Below are 21,002 nucleotides of genomic sequence, written 5' to 3'. Positions count from 1 at the left end.
TGGGGAATGTCGCCGTAGGCATGCCACCAGCCCTGCTGCCCGGATTCCTTGGCCATCTCCATCAGTGAGTCGATGACCTGCTGGTCGGTGACGTCGTAGATCGCGCACAGGTCGCGCACGTCGCGGGGGCTGATGGCGCGGTTGCCGTTCTCCATGTGGCTGATCTTGGGCTGGGAGACCATGAGCCGCTCGGCCACTTCCGTGCTCTTCAGCCCACTGGCCAGCCGGAGCCGGCGCAGCTCCGCTCCCAGACGGCGTCGCCTCACGGTGGGGTTGCTGTTCGCCGCCACGAGCGGTGTACCTCCAGCTCCAAGTCATCCTGCTGGTAAGCAGATTGCCATGCAGCACGGGTTGTTGATCACGTGCCATGCCGTCTTGTTCGTCGGACGCTGAAACGGCAGGTAACGCTGACATATGCCCCCTGGTGGAACGCAGCAAGGTCAGCGCCGGTCACGGATTCTGAGCAGCTTGGGCTCTGTCCATGCATGCCGCCTCGGTCCGGGTGCCCGGCCGGACCCGGCGGCGGGCCATCACCAGGGCCAGGACCACCAGCATCAGGGCTACGGCGAGCAGGCCGACCGGGCCGCCGATGCCCAGCACCCACAGCAGCCGCCCGGTCGTGGTCGCGTCGTCGGCCTGCTGTCGCACCGACGCGTCGGCGCCCCGGACGTCGACATCGGTCACGGGGAAGAGTGCCACCGGCCCGTCGGCGCCTTGCGTCTGGGCGACGACCCTCTGGTGCAGCGTGCCGTCCAGGGACAGACCGGTGTCGGCGTCGACCCAGCCGCGCCGCTTGGTGGTGGACGTGTAGGACAGCGGTACCGCCTTCGGCAGACCGGCCAACTCCTGCTGCTCCGGCCGCTGTTTTGCGGGCAGTGCAGCGCTCAGGCCCAGCACGGCTTCCCTGGGCAGGGTGCGGGGCAGGGAGCCGGCGGTTGCGGGGTCGGCGAGGAGGCCGGTGGACTCGATGCCGTAGACATAGGCTTCGCGGCCGTGGACGGACTCCGTTCCCTCGTACCGTGCGGGGGACACGGTCCGGGTGCCGGTGTCCCAGAAACGGTAGTCGCGCTTGTCGGGCTCCAGAGGCCAGGCGATGACCAGGCCCTTGTGCTTCTCGGCCCCCGAACCCGCGGGAGCGGCACGCTCGGTGAGGTCGCGCCGGTCCACCGCCCAGGTGTGCTGGGAGGTGCTCATCTCCGTGCCGTCGCGTCCGCGCAGCGCCACGTGGTCGGAGACGACGGCCGTCCGGCCGTCGACGTCCCGTACTTCGATGCGCCGGTCCAAAATGACCGGCACGTCTCTCAGGAAGGCCTTGTCCATGTCGCCGGCCGCCAGGGCGGCGGCGTCGAGCAGGGTGGCGGTGCCCTCGTACCGGAACGTCGTCTTGGCGTCGGCCGGTACCTGGTGCAGCGCGGGATGGACGGTGAACCGCGTGACGGCCGAGGCCGCCACCAGGACCACCGCGGTTCCGGTCAGCACCCAACTGGTCCTGCGCATGGTTTCTCCTCGGAGCAGTCATTACAGGCAGACAGGCAGGGGAAGAGGCCGGCGGGCTACCGCGTGCGTTGCGGTCGGTCGCTCCCGCCGTACGGCGATCCTGGTGGGCCGGTATTCACGGGTACATCGACTCGATGGTGGCGGCGTGCAGTTCACCGACGGCACGCCTGCGCAGCGTCAGCTCCGGTGTCAGTTCACCCGTCTCCGTCGTCCACGGCCCGGGGAGGACGCGGTAGCGACGTACCTGTTCCGCGGGCGGGAGGACCGTGTTCGCCTCGGCGACCGCGGCATCCACGGCGGCGAGCACCACCGGGTGGCGGGACAGGCGGGCGAGGTCATGGGTGTCGAGGCCCTTCTCGTCGGCCCAGAGCGGGGCCGTCTGCTCGTCCAGGACGAGCAGGGCGGTGACGTACCTGCGCCGGTCCCCGATCGCCACGGCCTGCCCGATCAGGGGGTGGGCCCGCAAGTGCGCTTCGATCCGGGCCGGGGCGACGGTCCTGCCGCTGTCGGTGACGAACAGGTTCTTCTTGCGGTCGGTGACCGTGACCAGGCCGCGTGCATCGACGCTGCCGATGTCGCCGGTGGCCAGTCGGCCCTGTGCGTCCGTGGCGGGTTCGACGCTGCCGTCGGCCCGCAGGTATCCGGCGCAGACCACCGGTCCTCGGACCAGAAGCTCGCCGTCCTCGGCCTCCGTGACCTCGATGCCCGGCCCCGGACGTCCGACCGTGCCGGTGCCGGACTCCCCGCGTGTACTGACGGTGGCCGCTCCGGCGGTCTCGGTCAGTCCCCACACCTTATGGACGGGCAGTCCCACGCTCGCCAGGAACTCCAGGGTCGCCGTGGACAGCGGTGCCGTCCCGGTGTGGGCCTGTTGGAGCTCGTCGGCACCGACTGCGGACCGGACAGGGCGCAGCAGGTGCTCGTCGAGCTGTGCGAGTGACTCGGTGAGGACGGTCGGCGGCTCCTTGCCCGCGGAGCGCAGACGGAAGGCCTCCAGGGTGGTCCTCCTGGCCTGGGTGACCGCCGCGGCCTGCTCCTCGGGCAGTGTCCCGAGCCGCTCCCGCGCAGCGGCGGCGATCCGGTCCCAGACCCGCGGCACGGCGAAGAAGGTGTGCGGTCGCACGGTGATCAGCGTGGGCAGGAGTTGCTCGGGGCCGGGACAGAGGGTCACGTGTCCGGCGTGGCAGACCGGTGCGTAGAGGCCGAGCACCCGTCCCGCGGCCTGTGCCATGGGCAGGTGGGCGACCGACCTCGGACGCTCCGGGTCCTCGGCGGTCCGGTGGTGCATGAACGCCTGGTGGATGACGTTGCGGTGGGTGAGCACCACTCCCCGGGGGGCACCGGTGGTGCCCGGTGTGTACACCAGCGCCATCGGGTCATCCGGTGAGGCGGAGTCCGTGAGGGCCTCGAACGCGGCGTCGTCGGGCGGCGCCGCGCCGCGCACGGCGGGGTAGCTGACGAAACGCGGGTCGCCGACCCGGGCCGCGTTCCAGTCGAGGACGACGACAGCGCGCAGGCCCGGCAGGCCGTCCAGGACCGGCTGCCAGCGCCGTACCTGTTCCTCGCCCTCCAGCACGAGTACGGCGGCTCCGCTGTGCCGGGCCAGGGCACCCAGCTCCTCGGTGTCCGTCGTGTCGTAGGTGCTCGAGGAGAGGGCTCCGATGTGGACCGCGGCCAGGTCGGCGATCCAGTGCTCCGGCCGTCTCGACATCGAGATCAGCATGCGGTCGCCCCGTCGCAGGCCGAGCGCGGTGAGACCACGGGTGAGGGCGGCGGTCTCCGCGCGCAGCTGCGGCCAGGACAGTGTCGCCGCTTCGGGACCGAGGCCGGCGGTGAGTGCGGGGCCGTCGGGGAACCGCTGGGCGTTGCGGCGCAGTAGTGCGGGGATGGTCAACCCTCGGTCCTGATCGTACGGTTGCTCGTCCGAAGTCACGTCCGGCTCCCTCCGTTGCCTGTCACGGGTGTGCTCGTACGGCTCGTCACCTGTGTCTGCGGGAGCGTCAACGGATTTCCAGGAGCGCCTCCCCGATTCCGTGATGCCCCTGGCGTTCACGTTCCGCTTGTGCTCCCCTGGAGATACAGAGATGCGTCGCGTGTTTCACCGTATCAAAGAAGGCCGGTAAGGCCATAGGTCCGCACGGCAGTCAGAACTCAAGGAGGAGTTCGCGGAGATGGACGGACTCAGCAGGCGCAAGATGCTGCTCACGGGCGGAGCTTTGGGAGCGTTCGGGGCGCTGAGCATGGCCTCGCCGGCCCGTGCGAGGTCCCTGTGGACGTGGGCACCGAGTGGTTCGGTGGCCGGCGCGGGTGCCGGGCTGGACCCGGAGTGGGTGTGGGACGAGGAGGCCGACCAGCTCGTCGCCGCCGTCATCGACCGCGGTGAGGTGGCCAAGGTCAACGAGGCGCTGCGGACGTGGTCCCGCAACGACCAGCCGGTACCCGCCCAACTACCTGCGGACTTGCGGGAGTTCATGGAGAGGGCGCGCCAGCTGCCCTCCTGGGCCGACCGCGGGAAACTGGAGACGGCGGCCGAGTTCAACAAGTCCCGGGGCATCTACCTCAATCTGCTCAACGGAGTGGGCGGTGGCATGCTGAGCACCGCCATCCCCCGGGAGGCACGCGCCGTCTACTACTCCAAGGGCGGCGCCGACATGGAGGACCGGGTAGCCAAGACGAGCCTGCTGGGCTTCGCCGTCGGCGACCTCAACGCGTACCGGCCCGACGGCAAGGTGATGGTGGAGGCCGTCAAGACCCGGCTCGTGCACGCGGCCGTACGCCATCTGCTGCCGCAGTCACCGGGCTGGTCCCGGACCAGCGGCGGCCAGACCGTCCCGATCAGCCAGCAGGACATGCTGGTCACCTGGCACAGCCTGCCCACCTACGCGATGCGCAAGATGCTCGAATGGAAGGTTCCGATCCCGCCCGCCGACTCGGAGGCCTATCTCCACCTCTGGCAGGTGACGGCGCACCTGCTCGGCATCCGCGACGAGTACATCCCGGCCACCTGGGCCGCGGCCAACTCCCAGTCACAGCAGGTACTTGACCCGGTCCTGGACTCCACGCCCGAGGGCATCGAGCTGACCGACATCCTGCTGGGCCAGCTCGCCGAGCAGACCAGTCCGGGCGGCGTCGACCGTCCGCTCGTCAACGCGCTCGCCAGGTACCTGGTCGGCGACCAGGTCGCGGACTGGGACGGCATTCCCCCCGAGCCGTTCTGGGAGAAGGCGATCGCGACCGCCTGGCCGAAGCTCGTCGCCTTCCGCGAGAAGCTGATCCCGTTTCCGCTGGTGCCGCCCCTCGCCTGGACGATCGACGAGGCGGCCCGGAAGTACATCATGTTCTACCTCACCAAGGGCCGGGGCACGAGCATCGTCATCCCCGACGCCAACCGGCCCGCCTGAAGCGCCGGTTCGTCACGCGCGCAGCATCTGAGGGTGGAGAGCCGCGCGCCGCTCCACCCGCGTCCGGAGCCCTCGGACCGGCGCACCTCACGGAGTACCACACACCGACGACACACCTGCCGCTTCGCCGTGTCCCGGTGGTCATCAGCAGCGATCGTCGACAAGGAGTTCACCCATGGACGGAGTCAGCAGGCGCAGAATGCTGATCACGGGAGGGGCGCTCGGGGCGCTGGGCGCGCTGAGCGCGGCCACGCCGGCCCAGGCGCGTCCCCCGTGGACCTGGGCGCCGAGCGGATCGGTGGCGGGCGAGGGGGCGGGACTGGACCCCGAGTGGGTTTGGGACGAGGAGGCCGACCCGGTGCTCGCCGCCGTCATCGACCGCGGTGACGTGCCCAGGGTCAACGAACTGCTGCGGCAGTGGACCCGCAACGATCAGCCACTGCCGGCCGGACTCCCGGCGGATCTACGCGACTTCATGGAGAAGGCACGCCGGCTGCCGTCCTGGGCGGATACGGGGAAGCTCGCGGCCGCGGTCGAGTTCACCAAGAAGAAGGGCATCTACACGGGCGCCCTGTACGGGCTGGGCAGCGGCCTGATGAGCACCGCCATCCCGCGGGAGGCACGCGCCGTCTACTACTCCAAGGGCGGCGCGGACATGAAGGACCGCATCGCCAAGACCGCGAAACTCGGGTACGACATCGGCGACCTGGACGCCTACCAGCCGCAGGGCTCGATGATCGTGACCTGCGTGAAGACCCGCCTGGTGCACGCGGCCGTGCGGCATCTGCTGCCCCAGTCCCCCGGCTGGACCCGGACCAGCGGAGGCCAGACCATCCCGATCAGCCAGGCCGACGTGATGGTCACCTGGCACAGCCTGGCCACGTTCGGCATGCGCAAGCTGAAGGACTGGCGGGTCCCGGTCAGCACCGCCGAGTCGGACGGCTTCCTGCACGTGTGGCAGGTGACCGCCCATATGCTCGGCGTCCTCGACGAGTACATCCCCAAGTCCTGGAACGAGGCCAACTCCCAGTACCAGCAGGTCGTCGACCCGATCCTGGCCTCCACCCCCGAGGGCCACGCACTGACCGAAGTGCTGCTGGACATCGTCGCCGAACTCGACGCCGGTCTCACCCGCCCGCTGATCAACGCGTTCTCCCGGTACACGGTGGGTGACAAGGTCGGCGACGCCATCGGACTGGACAGGGAGCCCTTCTGGCAGCCGCTGATCAGCGCAGCCTGGCCCCTGCTGGTGGCCTTCCGCGAGGGCCTGATCCCCTTGCCGCTGGTTCCGGAGGCGGCCTGGACAGTGGAGGAGGCGATCCGTAAGTTCGTCCTGCTCTTCCTTGCCGAGGGCGAGCCCATCGACATAGAGATCCCCGACACCAACCGTCCGTCCTGAACCTCCCCGGGACACGACCGGGTCCCGCCCGCTCCGGCGGGGCCCGCACCCCCGTACCGCTGCGGGGCGGTGGCCGATCCGCCGCCCCGGAACCCCGCGCACGTGAACACACGCAGCCGACCAGCGAGATGGAACCATGACGAGATCGCGCAGTGACGGGACCCCGACGGCGTCCTTCGCGGCCACCGCCAGCCACGTGCCGCCGCCCCTTCCGCCCGGTCCGGCAGCCCGGAGAGGGGGTCCCGATGGCCGCCAGTGACCCCGTGCCCCGGTCCGGACCGCCCTCCGTCGGCAGGCGCCGGTTCCTCGGCTACCTCGTGGCCGGCCCCACCCTGGTGACGGCGGCCGAACTCGCCCCCGCGCCCGCGGCCCGAGCGGACATCCCCTCCCCCGAGATCACGGAACTGATCGACCTCAACGACGTGATGACCGCGGCGGCCCTGCCCACCTCCGGCCTGATCACGGTCGAGGTGGGCACGGACGGCACCGTGTCCTTCGCACTGCCGCGGACCGAGGTGGGCCAGGGCATCACCACCTCGACGGCCATGCTCATCGCCGAGGAACTGAACGTCCCCGTCGAGCGGGTACGGGTCACGCTCGCCGACGCACGCCCGGAACTGGTGTTCAACCAGCTCACAGGGGCATCCAACACGACCGTCTCCACCTACACCCCGGTCCGGGTCGCGGCGGCCGTCGCCCGGGAGCGGCTGCTGCTCGCGGCGGCCGGTGAACTGGACGCGGACGTCACCTCCCTGACGATGCGGGACGGAACCGTCACCGCTCCGTCGGGCCGCAGCATCGACATCGGGGCACTGTCCGAGAAGGCGGCGAGCCTCCGCACACGGCAGGTGGCCGTAGAACTCACGCCGGACGACCGCTTCACCGTCATCGGCCGTCCCCACAACCGCGTCGACGCCCTCGCCGCCGTCACCGGTCGCAAGACGTTCACCCTGGACCTGGCCGTCCCGGACGCCCTGCCGACCATGGTGTGCCGCCCGCCCACCATCAACGGCAAGGTCGGGTCGGTGGCCAACGCCGCCGAGGTCCGCGCCATGCCGGGCGTCACCGATGTCGCCGTGATCTCCACCGGGGTGGCGGTGCGCGCGCGGACCTTCGGCCGCTGCATCGACGCCGTACGCGCCCTGCGCGTCTCCTGGCAGCCCGGCAGCGCGCAGGGCAAGTCCGACGAGTCCGTGCTCAAGGAGCTGAAGCGGGCCGAACTTCCCCTCGGTCTGCCGCCGCTCACCCCGAGTGTGGACGCCTCGTTCACCTTCCACTTCCGCAGCAACAGCGCGCTGGAGCCCAACTGCGCCATCGCCGACGTGCGTCCCGACCGCGCCGAGGTCTGGTCGAGCCTCAAAGCACCGATCGTCGCGAAGGAAGCGATCGCCGCCAAGCTCAGGCTGCCGCTCAGCGCCGTCACCGTGCATGTCACCGAGGGCGGCGGATCCTTCGGGCGCAAACTCTTCTTCGACGCCGCGCTGGAAGCCGTCGAGATCTCCCAGAAGATCGGCAAACCGGTCCGGCTCATGTGGCACCGCGCCGATGACTCGCGCCAGGGCCGCACGCACCCCATGGCCACGTCCCGCGTACGCATCGACTACCTCGGCGACACCGTCCTCGGCTACCGGCAGCGGCACACCAGCGTGGCCACCGATCTCAGCCACGGTCTGGGCGAGATCTTCACCGCCCTGGCGGCCAGGCTGCCGGTGGGCGACATCGGCTTCTCCGAGACGTTCTTCCAGCTCTCCCAGTCCATGCCCTACAACTTCGGCGCCCACAGCAGGCTGCTGAGCGAGACCGACAAGAGCTTCAACACCGGGAGCATGCGCAACGTCTACTCCCCCGACGTCACCTGCGCGCGGGAACTGCTCGTGGACCGCCTCGCCGGGAAAATGGGCAAGGACCCCTACCGGTTCCGGCACGACTTCCTCCGGGACGACCGCGCGAAGGCGGTGCTGGAGAAGGCCGCCGAAGCCGGCCAGTGGGGGCGGCGGATGCCGGACGGTACGGCGCAGGGGATCGCCTTCCACTCCGAGTACCACTCCGTCAGCGCGGTCCTGGTGGAGATCGACTGCCGTCCCGAGACGGTGAACCGGGTCATCCGCGACGGGGTCACCGGCCCCCGCGTGACCAAGGCCGTCATCGCGGTGGACGTCGGTCTCGCCGTCAACCCGCGCGGACTCGAAGCCCAGATGATGGGCTGCCTCATGGACGGCATCGCCCTGACCCTGACGTCCAGCCTTCACCTGCGCGACGGTTACTTCCTCGAAGCCAGCTGGGACAACTACTTCTACACCCGGCAGTGGAACACCCCGCCCGAGCTGGAGATCATCGTCATGCCGCCCACCACCGGGGAGCCCGGCGGGGCGGGAGAGCTGGGCGTGGCCGCGTCGATGGCCGCCGTCGCGTGCGCCTACGGACGGGCCACCGGCACCATGCCGACCCGCTTCCCCATCAATCACGGCACGCTGTCCTTCACGCCGAAACCGACCGTCCCGCCCGTGCCCGCGTCGCCCACCGACGGCCTGGACCACGTCCGCTGAACCGCCAGGAGCCCCCCTTGCCCGAGCACACCTTCCGCCTCAACGGCGAGCAGGTCACCGTGGACGTGGCCGACGACGAACGTCTCCTGTGGGTCCTGCGCGACATCCTGGGCGTCACGGGACCGAAGTACGGCTGCGGCATCAACGTCTGCAAGGCGTGCACCAGCCACCTCAACGGCCGGGCCGTCAACCCCTGCGCCGTACCCGTCGGCGACCTCCGCCCGGACGACGAGATCACCACCATCGAGGGCCTCCCGGCCACGGTCGGGGCGGACCTGCATCCCATGCAGCAGGCGTGGCTCGACCAGGACGTGGCCCAGTGCGGCTACTGCCAGCCCGGACAGATCATGGCCGCGGTCGCCCTGGTCCGCCGGGTGGCGGAAGAGGGCCGCACGATAACCGAGGCCGACCTCGACGGCATCCGGAACATCTGCCGCTGCGGTACCTACGTCCGTATCCGCGAGGCCATCAAGGCCGCGACCCGGAACAGGTGACCGACCTTTCACCGGACGTCAGCGGTGCGGGCGACCCCTCCTGATGCGCGAAGGCCGTCCCGTGGAGCCCTGCATCAGCGGGCCCCGGATCTCGCACTGGCTGACGACGCGTGCGCGGGCCAAGCGGGGGCAGTCTGGACGGCAGACCGCGACGAGGAGGAGGACCGGCATCGTGGGCACCGCCGTACACGTTCCGCAGACCAGGGACATGCTGGGCGAGGAGCTGTCCGGGGACGAGGCGTTCACCGCGTTGCGGCGCTACGGCGGGCTGCGGTTGATGGTGGACTCCTTCACCCGGTTCCGGTACGCCGACGGCTTCACCAACGCGCGGGCACTCGCCTTCCAGGTGGTCCTCGGCCTGGTGCCGTTCACCGTGGCGCTGGTGGGTCTGGCCACCTCGGTGCACACCGAGTCCGTGGGACGCACCGTGGAACTGACCCTGGCTCACATCGTGCCCGGAGCCAGCGGCGAGATGGTCGAGGACGCCTTCGACACGACCCGCACCAGCGCCGACGGCGATGTGTGGAGCACCCTCGCGCTCTGGCTCGGCCTGGGTTTTGCACTGCTGAACCTGACCTCGGCGATGGGACAGATCGAACGGGGCGCCAACCGTATCTACGGCATCGAGCGCGACCGCCCGCTCCGCTACAAGTACGCCCGCTCCCTCGCCCTGGCCCTCGCCGCGGGCCTGCCGATGATCGTGGGATTCGTCGTCATGGTGGCCGGTGAGGCGGTGGGTGACGCGGTGGAGACGTCCTCCGGATGGTCCCTCGGCTCGCCCGGCTGGCGAAGCGCCCTCCAGGTGCCGGTGGGGCTGGCCCTGGCATGGATCGCCTCGGCAGTGATCTTCCGGTGGGCACCGCGCCGGGTCCAGCCCGGCTACACCTGGCTGGCCTTCGGCTCCGCGCTGCACCTGATGCTGTGGGTGGCGGCCACCTGGCTGCTCGCCCTGTACGTGGAAGGAAGCGGTGCCTTCGGCGCACTGTACGGGCCGCTGACCGCGTTCGTCGCCCTCCTGCTCTGGGCCAACCTCACCGCCGTGGCCCTGTTCTACGGCATCGCATTCGCCGCCCAGCTGGAAGCAGCCCGGGCCGGCATCAAGGCACCGGCCCACCCCGATCCGGGGCCTGGCGACTGAGCGGCGGGTTCCGGGACAGCACGGCGCACAGGCGCCTCAGCCTGTGTCTCTGCACCCTGGACTATGCGTACGGCGGGATCTCCTTTGACTCTGCCGGTGTTGCCTTCCGGGCGTCACGTGCAGCAGGTGCAGCCGGACTTGCAGCCGCAGGCGTCGATGTCGGCGGCAGCCGCCGGGGCGGCGGTGAGGACAGGGCCGCAGCAGGAGTCTCCGCGCCAGGCGTCACGGCCTTCCTTGACGGCGACGGCGGCAATGACCAGGGCGGCGATCGGGTCGGCCCAGGACCAGCCCAGGAGGCTGTTGACGACCAGTCCGACCAGGAGGACGGCGGAAAGGTAGGTGCAGAGCAGGGTCTGCTTGGAGTCGGCGACGGCGGTCGCGGAGCCGAGTTCGCGTCCGGCCCTGCGCTGGGCGGCGGACAGGAACGGCATGACCACCAGGGACAGAGCGGCAATCACGATGCCCAGGGTGGAGTGCTCGGCTTCGCCTGTGCCGGTCAGGGCTCGGATGGCGTCGACGGTGACATAGGCGGCCAGGGCGAAGAAGGAGACAGCGATGATCCGCAAGGTGCGCTTCTCGCGGCCTGCACGGACGGCGTGGTCGGTCGCGGAGAACTGCCAGGCGACCGCGGCGGCGGAGGAGACCTCGACAACGGAGTCGAGCCCGAAGCCGACCAGTGCCGTGGACGAGGCGAGGGTGCCGGCCGTGATGGCGACGATCGCCTCGATCACGTTGTAGGTGATCGTCGCCGTGACCAGCAGCCGTATTCGCTTCGTCAGCGCATCACGCCGGGCCGGGGACGGCCCGAGGGATATCGCGGTCATCAGCAGCAGTCCTTCGTCTCGGCGTCCACGCAGGTCTTGTCGGTGTCGACGGCGACGACCGCGGTGCGCAGATCGTTCAAGGCGTGTCCGAGCCGGGGATCGGCGAGCTCGTAGCGGGTGCGACGGCCATCGGGTACGGCGACGACGAGTCCGCAGTCGCGCAGGCAGGCGAGGTGGTTCGACAGCCGGGGCCGGGAGACGCCGATCTTGTCGGCGAGATCGGACGGATACGCGGGGGCATCGCGCAGGGCCAGCAGCAGCTGGCACCGGATGGGATCGGCGAGAGCACGGCCGAAGCGCGCAAGCACCTCGATGTCGGGAGCGATGGTCAGCACGCCATGACAGTACAGATAATCCTGAATTCAGGAAAGTCTGAACTATGGAGGGCTGCATCGGCAGGCAGCGACCGGTGGTCCTGCCGCTGGGCAGCGCCGGTGAGGCGGCCCGCTGGGGAGGCAGGAGGCGGGGTGGCAGGATGCCGTGGTGTCCGACTCCCTGCGTGAACTGTGGCTGCGCGGCATCGCCTTCAACCCGGCGGCACCCGCAGAGGTGCTGATACGCCTCCTGGACGAAGCGGCCGGTGAGGCCGGCTTGCTGATGTGCGAGGGCCGCGACCTGCCCGACGCTGTCGTCGAGACGGCCCTGCGCCACCCGGCCAGGCGGATCCGCCGCGCCCTCGCCTGCAACCTGCACATCGACCCCGCACGACTCGCTCCCCTGGCATCGGACCCGTCAGGCCTCGTCCGCGCCCAGCTCGCCGGAGGCACCCGGCACCAGCCCCGGTGGGTCCGGCCCCTGCCGACCCACATCCTCGTCACCTTCCTGACCGCGAAGGACGGAGGCGAGGACGGCAGGGTCACCGCACAGGAGATCGCCGGGGAGCTGTGGTCCTCCCGGCAGGTCCCTGCGTCCTTCCCGCGGGACATGGCCCATCACAACCACCCCGCACTCCGCCTGTACGCCGCCCACCAGTGGCAGTCGCTCACCTCGGCGCAGCGCACAGCCCTGCTCGACGACCCCGACCCCGCCGTACAGGAAGCCGCCCGGAAGGGCAGCCGCTGGCTGGACCCCAAGGCGGTGGAGGCCGCGCTGCCAGCCCTGGCAGCACGCAACAGGTGGTTCGTGCTGGGCACCTGCGCCCTGTCACCCGCGGTCATCGAGCAGTGCTTCGCCAACGACGAAGTGCACCCACTGGCCCGCAACCGCCTTACCCCGGCCGGCGCCATGGCCCGCCTCGCCCGCCACCCCGATACGGAGATCCGCAGGCTGGTCGCCGCCCGCCCCGATCTGGTGCCCGAGGCGGCGGCGCAGCTGAGGCAGGATCCGGACGAGGACGTGCGGCTGCGGGCGCGCCTGCAGCCGTTCATCCGTACCTGGGCCGAGTTCGACGCGGTCGACTGGGTGCTGGGGCACGGTCCCGACTGCACCTGCCCGATCACCAAGCCGGCCGCCGAGCCGCCGTCCGACTGGTACGCCACCTGCGCGGCGTCCGAGGAACCGGTGCTGCGCCGGGTAGCGGCGAGCTGGCCCGGCCTGCCCGCCCAGCTCGTCGCGGCACTGGCGCTGGACGATGACGAGGAGGTACGGATCCGGCTGACCTGCCACCACCCGCTGGCCCCGTCGCACCTCCTCCTGGACGTCTTCGTCACCCGCCCCGCCCACCGTCCCCACCTGCTGACCCTGCCCGCGCTCCCCCGCTCCGGCCTCGCTCACCTCATCGACCACGCCGACCCTCAGGTACGCGCCCTCGCCGCAGCCGACCCCGCCCTGCCCCACCCCCCGCTGCAAGACCCCGACCCTGCCGTACGCCAGGCAGCCGCCACCAACCCCACCCTGACACCGCAGATCCTGGAAACCCTCCTCACCGACCCCCGCACCGCACAAGGCGCCGCAGCCAACCCCTCCCTCCCCGTCCCGCGCATGCACACACTCCTCGACGAGAGCCTCCACCACACCACCGCCCCACCAGCATCAGCCCAACACTGAGGGGAGCCGGCGCCCGCCTGCTCGCGCATCTCAAGGGCTGTACGTCGAGAAGGTGGCCGTCGACTCCCGCGCGATTGGTCTTTGCTTCCACCCTCACACGTGAACCGGAGGAGGCCGACAGAGCCGCGGCTCCACGCCCCCTGATCGCGGTCCTCTTGTCCCGTGCCTGCTCGTCTCGGATCAGTTCCTGGCAGAGCCGGGTGCGGAGAAGACGTTTGTTCGGGCGCGATCGGTGCACACGATGACTTAACACATCCTTTATACGACGAAGCGGAGGGACACCATGGGCATCATCGCGTGGATCCTGATCGGCCTGCTCGCCGGCGCCATCGCCAAGGCTCTGATGCCGGGCAAGGACCCGGGCGGCATCATCATCACCATGCTCATCGGCATCGCCGGTGGTCTGCTCGGCGGCTGGCTCGGCAAGGTCATCTTCGGCGTCGATTCCATCGACGGCTTCTTCGACCTCTCCACCTGGATCGCCGCGATCGTCGGCTCCTTCATCCTGCTCGCCCTCTACCGCCTCGTCACCGGCAACCGACGTTCGCACCGCCACGCGTAACCCGCTGAAGGCATAACGCCTCCAACCACACTGAACGGCTCCCTTCCCTGCTCGCAGGACGGGAGCCGTCAGCGTGTGCGGACGAGCCCACCGGTGACACACCCGCCGGTCGCCGTCGCCGGGGCCGTACCTCTGGGCGATGGCCGGCATCATCACGAGCCCCGCCTCGAAGGCGTACCGCCAGCCAGGTCGGCGAAGCCGGCCCGGGGCTGCCGCGGTGACTCTGACGGCACCGGCGTTGTTTTTCGAACTCTGCGCACTCGTCGACGACCTCACTCTCCTGATCACCTTCGGCTTGCCGAGCATCGCCGCGCCCGCTCGGGATCCTCGTTGGAGCGTGGGCTGTGGCCACCGGCATCGCCGAACTCTGGTCGGCCGGGCAATCGCGCCACGAAGCGGTTTACTCCCGTCGCCACCGTCTCCCCGGCGGCATCACGGCACCCTGACGGGTCCGGTACTGAATGGCCGCGCACGGCTCATGAGTTGAGCTCTCACTCAGCCAGGCACGTTGATGTCGTTTCGCATGCCGCAGCCCGGATACTCGCAAAAGGCGCCAATCGTACATAAGCACACGAGCGTGGTAGGGCCCCGCCTCGAGCCGAGAAACGACGACCAAGTGGGGCAACGATCCTCCGGCACGGTCTTTCATCGAAGCCTGGAGACTGTCCACGCCCGGGGAAGGCAAGGCCATGACTACTGAGTCCGCCGACAACAGGGCCGGGCGTGTACAGGCGGCCGGACAGACCGCGAAGGAACAGGCATCGGCCACCGCCGGCCAGGCGGGCAAAGCCGCCGGAGAGGTGGCGGGCACCGCGCTGGACCAGGCCAAGACGGTAGCCGGGGAGGCGCGTCGGCATGCCGGAAGCGCCGTGGGCGACGTTCGAGGCCGGGTGACCGAGGAGGTGGAGGGGCAGACGCGGCGTGCGGCCGGGACGGTGCGCCAGTGGGCAGATGATCTGGCGGAGCTGGCAGGCAACGCGTCCGACGACTCCCCCGCCCGCAGCCTCGTGTCCCAGGTCGCCGATGGCGGCCATCGGGCGGCGGACTACCTCGACGACCACGGTGTCCAAGGCATGGCCGAAGACCTGAAGGGGTTCGCGCGACGGCGACCAGGGGCGTTCTTGGCGTCGGCGGCGCTGGCCGGACTCGCGGTCGGCAGGATGGCCAAGGTCGGCAGCAAGGCGCAGTCCGGACAAGGGTCGCAGCAGGAGCAGACCCCGGACTGGCGTGATCGTTCGGAAGGGGTGCCCGAGGGGACCGTACGGCCGGATCCGCAGTTCTACCCCCAGGGTGCCGTACAGCCGGAACCGGGACCTTACCCGCAGGGGGCCGTACAGCCGGAGCCGCGGCCTTACCCCCAGAGTGCCGGACAGCCGGGGCCGCGGCCTTACCCGGAGGTGTGAGATGTCATCGATGGCACCGGAGCCGCGCGAGCAGGACTCCTCGGTCGGAGAGCTGCTGTCGGGGATGGCATCGGACATCCAGACACTCCTCCGGCAGGAGGTGGAACTGGCCAAAGCCGAGATTCGCGAGGAGGCCGGCAAGGCGGGCAAAGCCGCCGGAATGTACGGCGGAGCGGGGTTCGGCGGCTACATGGTCGCGCTGTTCGCCTCGCTCGCGGCGATGTTCGCGCTGGCCAATGTGATGGACACCGGGTGGGCGGCTCTGATCGTCACCGCGGTGTGGGCGGCTATCGCGGCGATTCTGTTCGTGATGAGCCGCTCCAGGATGCGGGAGGTGTCCCCGAAGCCGGAACAGACCGTGGAGACGCTGAAGGAGGACGCGCAATGGGCACGTCACCCGACCAAGTGAGAACCGAGATCGAGGCGACCCGCGAGCGCCTGTCGAAGAAGGCCGACCGGCTGGCCGACCGCACCAGCCCGGGGCGGATCGTGCGCCGCCGCACCGATCGAGTCCGGGGCGCGGTCTCGGGCGTGCGCGAGCGCGTCATGGGTACCGCTTTCACGGGGACGGAGAGCGCCAAGGGCCGTACGCAGCAGGCCGCGGCGTCCGTCCAGGACGGCGTCGGCCAGGCCGCGGACACGATGCGGCAGACGGCCGGCCAGGTCGGCGAGGCGGTCAGCAGCGCGCCGGAGCAGGCGGTGAGGCAGACGCAGGGCAATCCGCTCGCGGCCGGACTGATCGCCTTCGGCGCCGGGCTGCTGGCCGCCTCGCTGCTGCCCACCTCGCAGGCCGAGGAGCAAGCAGCCTCCCAGCTCTCCGAGAAGGCCGGTGAGGCGATCGAGCCCGTGAAGCAGGCGGCGATGGAGTCCGCGCAGCGCGTGAAGGAGGACGCCACCGAGACGGCCAGGCAGGCCGCCCAGGAGGTCAAGGACAGCGCTGCGGAAGCGGCTCGCGCCACCAAGGAAGAGGCAAGCGGCCAGGCCGGGCAGGTCACAGAGCAGGCCCGGCAGTCCGGCCAGCAGGTAGCCGACGAGGCCCGGCAGCAGCCCCCCGGCGCCATGTGAACCGTCAGTGCCGTTGCACCCCTGCGTTCCTCCTGGGGTGCAACGGCACCGGTGCCCCATCTGGCACCACGAGCACCACCAGCCCCACCCCCACGCTCAAACAGGCACAGCCGCCAGCACTCTGCCGCCCAGGTCTGGACGCGGTTGCGTACGCGTTCGGGTGAGAGTCCGGGCGCGGGTCGCCGGCCCCTCGGATCTCCGCCTGTATGAAGGCAGCGAAAGCGCCCGCAGCCGGACGTGAGGGCGCTCCAGGTGACCTGAGGCGAGGAGAACAGCGCATGAGCGTGCCGACGACCATCGACCACCGGGCGACCAGCTACAGCCTGGCCCATGCCTACTGGCTGGCCAAGGCATCCGATCTCGCCTACAAGGACGAAGCCACGATCGAGAAGCAGGCACGTGCATGGGGATTCGACCGGGTCCGGCACCACCAGACTCAGTTCAGCCCGCCCTTTCCTCTGCAGGACACGCAGGCGTACACCGCGGTGAGCGACAACATGATCATCACCGCGTTCCGGGGCACGGAACCGGTGCAGATCAAGGACTGGCTCTCGGACGCCACCACTCCGCCCCGCCCGGGCCCCGGCGGTACCGGGTACGTCCACCACGGCTTCGCCGAGGCCCTGGAGTCGATCTACCCCGCGGTCAAGGACACCCTCGCCGAATACCGCACCAACGGTCAGAGCGTGTGGTTCACCGGGCACAGCCTCGGCGGAGCCCTGGCCATGCTGGCGGGCGCCCGCATGTACCTCGAAGAGCCCCGCCTGGCCGCGGACGGCGTGTACACCTACGGCCAGCCCCGCACCTGCGACCGGCTCCTGGCCGCCGCGTACAACAAGGGCTTCCGCAACCGCATGTACCGCTTCGTGAACAACAACGACATCGTGCCCCAGATGCCGCCGGAGCCGGTCTTCACCCACGTCAACGCCCTGCGCTACATCGACTCACGCGGAAAGCTGCACGAGAGCATGCCTCTGCTCGGCTCGCTCACCGATCGGGCCAGGGGCCTGAGCTCCGACGTCCTGGCCCCGACCAGCGACGGCGTACGGGACCACTTCATCAACGCCTACGTCACAGCCCTGGAGAAGAACCTCGCATAAACCGGCAGCGCCCGCCTACGGGCGGGCGGGTACTGCTGCGCTCCCGCCGGGGAACGCACATGATGAAGCACGCCCTTCCCTGGGATCCGGAGATAAAAGGGGTCCCCAGGGAGCGTTCTCCGCACGGTTTCCCGCGCCTGGTGCCGGTGGCGAGATGTGCGGAGGCGGTGGCTGGGACCCCGGCGAGGCCACTGACGACACGCAGATGGCCGTCCTGGTCGCGGAGTCGGTGCTGGAACGGGGCGGACTGAATCTGCCGGATATTTTCGCCCGCTTCCAGCGGTGGGCCACATCAGAACCCAAGGACATCGGCTTGCAGACCGAGGACGTCCTGACCGACGGCATGCCGTGGGTCCTTGTCGCCGCGATCCATTTCCAGGTCAACCAACGAGCAGCGGGAAACGGCTCCTTGATGCGCGCATCGACCCCCGCGGTCTACTTCGCTGCTGCCGGCCAGGAAGCCACCATGGACGCGGCCCGTCGCATCGCGGCCCTGACCCACGGGGACCCCGCGGCCTGGGAAGGCACCGCGATCTTCCACGAACTCATCCGCCTCACGCTCGAGGGACACACCGACCCTCTCAACGCACTCGGCGACATCGCGGCACTTGTCCATCCCGACCACCGCGTTCGCTACGCCACCGTCTTCGCACCCGACTGGCATCCCGATCAGGCGACCGAGTTCAACGGCGCCGTCTGGCCCTGCCTGGGCTCCGCAGTCTGGGCCCTCCGCGCCACCACCACGTTCGAAGACGCGATACGCGCGGCGATCGACCTCGGCGGCGACACGGACACCGTCGCCGCGGTGACCGGAGGCCTCGCCGGGGCGTACTACGGGCTGGATGCCATCCCCGCCCACTGGACCGCGCCGCTCCATATCCCTCTCCCGGGCTTCGACGGATGAGTGCTGCGCCTGGCGGATCTGCTCCACCTTGCACACCGTCTACGGGAGGAGGGCCCTCGATGAGACACACATGGCAGCCCACGTAAACGGCGAGCTGGTGGGGTGGGAGCGGTATCGGCCCGGCGTTGGAGCGGCTTGAGCAGCGGCTCGCCCGGCGCGGGGCCAGTGGGGCCGAGGCAGCGTGCTGGTTGCCGGCACGCCTCTTGGTCTTCGACGTAAGCGGGGCGGCGCCGCTATGCGTAACGGAGGTAGCTGTCGCCCCCGATGGGGGTGGCCGGCGGCGACCCGGCGTGGTCGCATTGCATCCGCACGGACATCGACGTCCAGGAGTAGCCGCCGTCGGCGACGGCGACGTCCGCCCCCGTGCGGGTGGGCGCTGAGCGTTCAGGTCACGAGGCCGAAGAGGTGCGGCACATTGCCGATTGGTCGGCCAGGACGAGCAGGCCAACGCCATCGGGAGGCTCCGCGACGGTGTGTCCCAGCTGGAGAAGCAGGCCCGATACCGCGGCCTGGACGATCGCCTGCATGCTGCCGCAGGAGGCTCCGGGCTGATCTTTCGCCAGTGCGGTGAAGCCGTCTGAAGCCGTCCATTTCACCAGTACGCCGACCGGGACCTCTGTCACCGAAAGCCCGGGGCGGCCGCCTTTCGCGTCCCCCGCGACCAGGTGGAACCCTGCTTGGAGCAAGGCATGCCTGACCTGCGCGTACAGGTCGGTGGGCATAGAGGTCACAGGTTTCGTGTGCCCAGTTCCTGCGTGATCAAGCCAGCTGACTTGAAGATTAGCGTCAGGACCTTCTTGACCATGCGGTCCGGGGACTTTGCGAAAGGCGTCGGCGGGTCGTCCGCGATGAAATGCGTCGGCATTCAGGACGCGTGCGGTTGCCGAAGCCCTTGGAGGAGGAGGGCGATCAGGCGCCGGGGGTCGTAGCGGGGGTCGTGGTCGTGCCCGATGCACAGGTTGCCGATGCCGCGCAGCAACTCGTACGGCTGGATGCCGGGCTTGATGTCCCCGGCCTCGACCGCCGCGTCGAGCAGTTCGGCGCAGACGGGCAGCAGGCGGTCAAGGAAGTAGTTGTGCAGCGCGGCGAAGCGGTCCTGCTCGGAGTGGAGGGCGTCGGCGAGTCCGTGCTTGGTGACGAGGAAGGCGACGAAGAGGTCGATCCACTCGCGTAGGGCGTCCAGGGGGCGGTCGGCGGCGGCCAGCAGGTTCGGGCCGGCCTTCGCGCAGGCCTCGATCTGGTGGCGGTAGACCGCGGTGATGAGGTCCGCGCGGGTCGGGAAGTGGCGGTAGATGGTGGCCATGCCGACGCCCGCCCGGGCGGCGATCTGACGGATCGGCGCGTCGACGCCGGAGGCGGCGAACACCTCGGCCGCGGCAGCGAGCACCGCGTCGCGGTTGCGCTGGGCGTCGGCCCGCTTGGCTTGGGACGGCGGCTTGTCTGCGGCACTGCCGGTGGTCACCGAGTGCGCTCCTTCCCCACGATTGACAAAGCGGAGCAGCGCTCCGAATACTAAGTGGAGCAGCGCTCCGCTTCAGCTTAGCGGAAGCGGATGCCCCTGTCCGTCATGCCCGCCGTGCCCGCCGCCGCTCACAGCAGAGGCGGCCGACAGTCGGCGCCACATGAAAGGGAACCCCCTCGTGAGCACATCCACCGCCGCCCGCGCCGACACCCTCGGCGCGCCCGCCCCGGTCCTGTCCTACAGCCCCGTCACCTTCTCGGTGCCTGGGCGTCCCGTAGACCTCCAGGTGCGCGTCTCCGCCCCTGCCACCGGGACCGGCCTGCCCGTCATCCTCCTCTCCCATGGTCACGGCCCCTCCCACCACCTCTCCTCACTCAATGGCTACGCGCCCCTCGCCAACCTCTGGGCCGCCCAAGGATTCGCCGTCATCCAGCCCACCCACCTCACCTCCCGCACCCTGAGCCACCTCATCGCCGACGAACCCAACTGGTGGCGCTCGCGGGCCCAGGACATGAGCCACATCCTCGACCGGCTCGACCTGATCGAACGCAGTGTGCCGCAGCTCGCCGGCCGGATCGACCCCGCCAAGGTCGCCGTCGCCGGGCACTCCCTCGGCGGCTTCACCGCCGCCCTCCTGCTGGGCGCCGGCCTCACCGACCCCGAGACCGACGACCTGGTGCACCTGCGCGAGCCCCGGATCAAGGCCGGCGTCCTGCTCGCCGCGCCCGGCAGGGGCGGTGATGCCTACAACGGGCCCATGGCTCAGCACTGGCCCGTCATCGGTGCCGTCGACTTCTCCACCATGACCGCGCCCACCCTCGTCGTCGCCGGCGACAAGGACGACCCCCGGCACTTCACCGACATCGGCCCCACCTGGCACACCGACCCCTACACACTCTCCCCCAGCCCCAAAACCCTCCTCACGGTGTACGACGCCGAACACGGACTCGGCGGCATCGCCGGATACGACGCCGCCGAGACCACCGACGAAAACCCCGCCCGTGTCGCCGCCCTCGCCCACCTCACCGCCGCCTACCTCCACGCCCAGTTCCACCCCGGCGCCTCTGCCTGGCACACCGCCTGCCAGACACTGACCACCGGCCCCCACCCCATCGGACGCGTCACAACCAAATAAGCCCCCCGCCCCCACCTGGCGGCCGCACCCATCGGGTACACCGGCCCCCTCAGCACACCGGCGGATGGCCGAGACGGCTGGCCGCC

The 21,002-nt window shown here is 70.2% G+C and carries 20 protein-coding genes; 13 read left to right on the top strand and 7 right to left on the bottom strand.

What is annotated here, in order from left to right; genetic code table 11:
- The 3 genes from ACFYW5_RS31245 to ACFYW5_RS31235 form a co-directional block, all read right to left on the bottom strand.
- On the bottom strand, nucleotides 1–290 hold a 290-nt coding region (locus tag ACFYW5_RS31245; RefSeq protein WP_389420468.1), incomplete at its 3' end, for a helix-turn-helix domain-containing protein.
- Nucleotides 291–450: 160 nt separating this feature from the next.
- The gene (locus ACFYW5_RS31240; protein ID WP_389420467.1) at nucleotides 451–1,497 is read right to left on the bottom strand and encodes a porin PorA family protein; all 1,047 of its coding nucleotides are present in this window, start codon (nucleotides 1,495–1,497) and stop codon (nucleotides 451–453) included.
- 115 nt (nucleotides 1,498–1,612) lie between these two features.
- Nucleotides 1,613–3,391: an AMP-dependent synthetase/ligase gene (locus ACFYW5_RS31235; RefSeq protein ID WP_389420466.1), complete on the bottom strand. Its 1,779-nt coding sequence runs from the start codon at nucleotides 3,389–3,391 to the stop codon at nucleotides 1,613–1,615.
- A gap of 277 nt (nucleotides 3,392–3,668) precedes the next feature.
- Here ACFYW5_RS31235 and ACFYW5_RS31230 point away from each other — a divergent pair, with 277 nt between their 5' ends.
- The 5 genes from ACFYW5_RS31230 (at nucleotide 3,669) to ACFYW5_RS31210 (ending at nucleotide 10,475) form a co-directional block, all read left to right on the top strand.
- A complete protein-coding gene (locus ACFYW5_RS31230; protein ID WP_389420465.1) occupies nucleotides 3,669–4,898 on the top strand; it encodes an oxygenase MpaB family protein in 1,230 nt (409 codons plus the stop codon).
- 175 nt (nucleotides 4,899–5,073) lie between these two features.
- A complete protein-coding gene (locus ACFYW5_RS31225; RefSeq protein WP_389420464.1) occupies nucleotides 5,074–6,297 on the top strand; it encodes an oxygenase MpaB family protein in 1,224 nt (407 codons plus the stop codon).
- A 245-nt stretch (nucleotides 6,298–6,542) separates the two neighbouring features.
- Nucleotides 6,543–8,843 carry a molybdopterin cofactor-binding domain-containing protein gene (locus ACFYW5_RS31220; protein WP_389420463.1) on the top strand — a complete coding sequence of 767 codons (2,301 nt, stop codon included), beginning with the start codon at nucleotides 6,543–6,545 and terminating at the stop codon, nucleotides 8,841–8,843.
- Nucleotides 8,844–8,860: 17 nt separating this feature from the next.
- Nucleotides 8,861–9,337, top strand: a complete 477-nt coding sequence (locus ACFYW5_RS31215; protein ID WP_389420462.1) for a (2Fe-2S)-binding protein — start codon at nucleotides 8,861–8,863, stop codon at nucleotides 9,335–9,337.
- Nucleotides 9,338–9,509: 172 nt separating this feature from the next.
- Nucleotides 9,510–10,475: a YihY/virulence factor BrkB family protein gene (locus ACFYW5_RS31210; protein ID WP_389420461.1), complete on the top strand. Its 966-nt coding sequence runs from the start codon at nucleotides 9,510–9,512 to the stop codon at nucleotides 10,473–10,475.
- A 113-nt stretch (nucleotides 10,476–10,588) separates the two neighbouring features.
- Here the strand turns inward: ACFYW5_RS31210 and ACFYW5_RS31205 are convergent, their stop codons facing one another.
- Nucleotides 10,589–11,299, bottom strand: a complete 711-nt coding sequence (locus tag ACFYW5_RS31205) for a cation transporter (protein WP_389420460.1) — start codon at nucleotides 11,297–11,299, stop codon at nucleotides 10,589–10,591.
- Nucleotides 11,299–11,634 (bottom strand): ArsR/SmtB family transcription factor, encoded by a 336-nt coding sequence (locus tag ACFYW5_RS31200; protein ID WP_389420459.1) that lies wholly within the window; start codon nucleotides 11,632–11,634, stop codon nucleotides 11,299–11,301. Before ACFYW5_RS31200 ends, ACFYW5_RS31205 begins: the two co-directional genes overlap by 1 nt.
- A gap of 148 nt (nucleotides 11,635–11,782) precedes the next feature.
- Between ACFYW5_RS31200 and ACFYW5_RS31195 the strand changes: the two genes are divergently transcribed.
- The 7 genes from ACFYW5_RS31195 to ACFYW5_RS31165 all read left to right on the top strand — a co-directional run bounded on the left by ACFYW5_RS31195 (nucleotide 11,783) and on the right by ACFYW5_RS31165 (nucleotide 18,319).
- A complete protein-coding gene (locus ACFYW5_RS31195) occupies nucleotides 11,783–13,285 on the top strand; it encodes a hypothetical protein (protein ID WP_389420458.1) in 1,503 nt (500 codons plus the stop codon).
- 283 nt (nucleotides 13,286–13,568) lie between these two features.
- Complete coding sequence (locus ACFYW5_RS31190; RefSeq protein ID WP_310431078.1) at nucleotides 13,569–13,847, top strand: GlsB/YeaQ/YmgE family stress response membrane protein; 279 nt, start codon at nucleotides 13,569–13,571, stop codon at nucleotides 13,845–13,847.
- 689 nt (nucleotides 13,848–14,536) lie between these two features.
- Nucleotides 14,537–15,250, top strand: coding sequence for a hypothetical protein (locus ACFYW5_RS31185; protein WP_389420457.1), 714 nt, complete (start codon nucleotides 14,537–14,539; stop codon nucleotides 15,248–15,250).
- A gap of 10 nt (nucleotides 15,251–15,260) precedes the next feature.
- Nucleotides 15,261–15,659 carry a phage holin family protein gene (locus tag ACFYW5_RS31180; RefSeq protein WP_389420456.1) on the top strand — a complete coding sequence of 133 codons (399 nt, stop codon included), beginning with the start codon at nucleotides 15,261–15,263 and terminating at the stop codon, nucleotides 15,657–15,659.
- Nucleotides 15,635–16,315: a DUF3618 domain-containing protein gene (locus ACFYW5_RS31175; RefSeq protein ID WP_389420455.1), complete on the top strand. Its 681-nt coding sequence runs from the start codon at nucleotides 15,635–15,637 to the stop codon at nucleotides 16,313–16,315. Before ACFYW5_RS31180 ends, ACFYW5_RS31175 begins: the two co-directional genes overlap by 25 nt.
- Nucleotides 16,316–16,593: 278 nt before the next feature.
- Nucleotides 16,594–17,415, top strand: coding sequence for a lipase family protein (locus ACFYW5_RS31170; RefSeq protein ID WP_389420454.1), 822 nt, complete (start codon nucleotides 16,594–16,596; stop codon nucleotides 17,413–17,415).
- Nucleotides 17,416–17,494: 79 nt separating this feature from the next.
- The gene (locus tag ACFYW5_RS31165) at nucleotides 17,495–18,319 is read left to right on the top strand and encodes an ADP-ribosylglycohydrolase family protein (protein ID WP_389420476.1); all 825 of its coding nucleotides are present in this window, start codon (nucleotides 17,495–17,497) and stop codon (nucleotides 18,317–18,319) included.
- Nucleotides 18,320–18,708: 389 nt separating this feature from the next.
- Here ACFYW5_RS31165 and ACFYW5_RS31160 read toward each other — a convergent pair whose 3' ends face one another.
- Both ACFYW5_RS31160 and ACFYW5_RS31155 read right to left on the bottom strand, forming a co-directional pair.
- The gene (locus ACFYW5_RS31160) at nucleotides 18,709–19,041 is read right to left on the bottom strand and encodes a hypothetical protein (RefSeq protein ID WP_389420453.1); all 333 of its coding nucleotides are present in this window, start codon (nucleotides 19,039–19,041) and stop codon (nucleotides 18,709–18,711) included.
- A gap of 143 nt (nucleotides 19,042–19,184) precedes the next feature.
- Nucleotides 19,185–19,781, bottom strand: coding sequence for a TetR/AcrR family transcriptional regulator (locus ACFYW5_RS31155; RefSeq protein WP_389420452.1), 597 nt, complete (start codon nucleotides 19,779–19,781; stop codon nucleotides 19,185–19,187).
- A gap of 178 nt (nucleotides 19,782–19,959) precedes the next feature.
- Here ACFYW5_RS31155 and ACFYW5_RS31150 point away from each other — a divergent pair, with 178 nt between their 5' ends.
- Complete coding sequence (locus tag ACFYW5_RS31150; RefSeq protein ID WP_389420451.1) at nucleotides 19,960–20,916, top strand: alpha/beta hydrolase family protein; 957 nt, start codon at nucleotides 19,960–19,962, stop codon at nucleotides 20,914–20,916.
- Nucleotides 20,917–21,002: the final 86 nt, after the last annotated feature.

The sequence above is a fragment of the Streptomyces sp. NPDC002779 genome (assembly GCF_042888685.1).
Taxonomy (GTDB): domain Bacteria; phylum Actinomycetota; class Actinomycetes; order Streptomycetales; family Streptomycetaceae; genus Streptomyces.
This window is presented reverse-complemented; position numbering and strand designations above follow the sequence as displayed.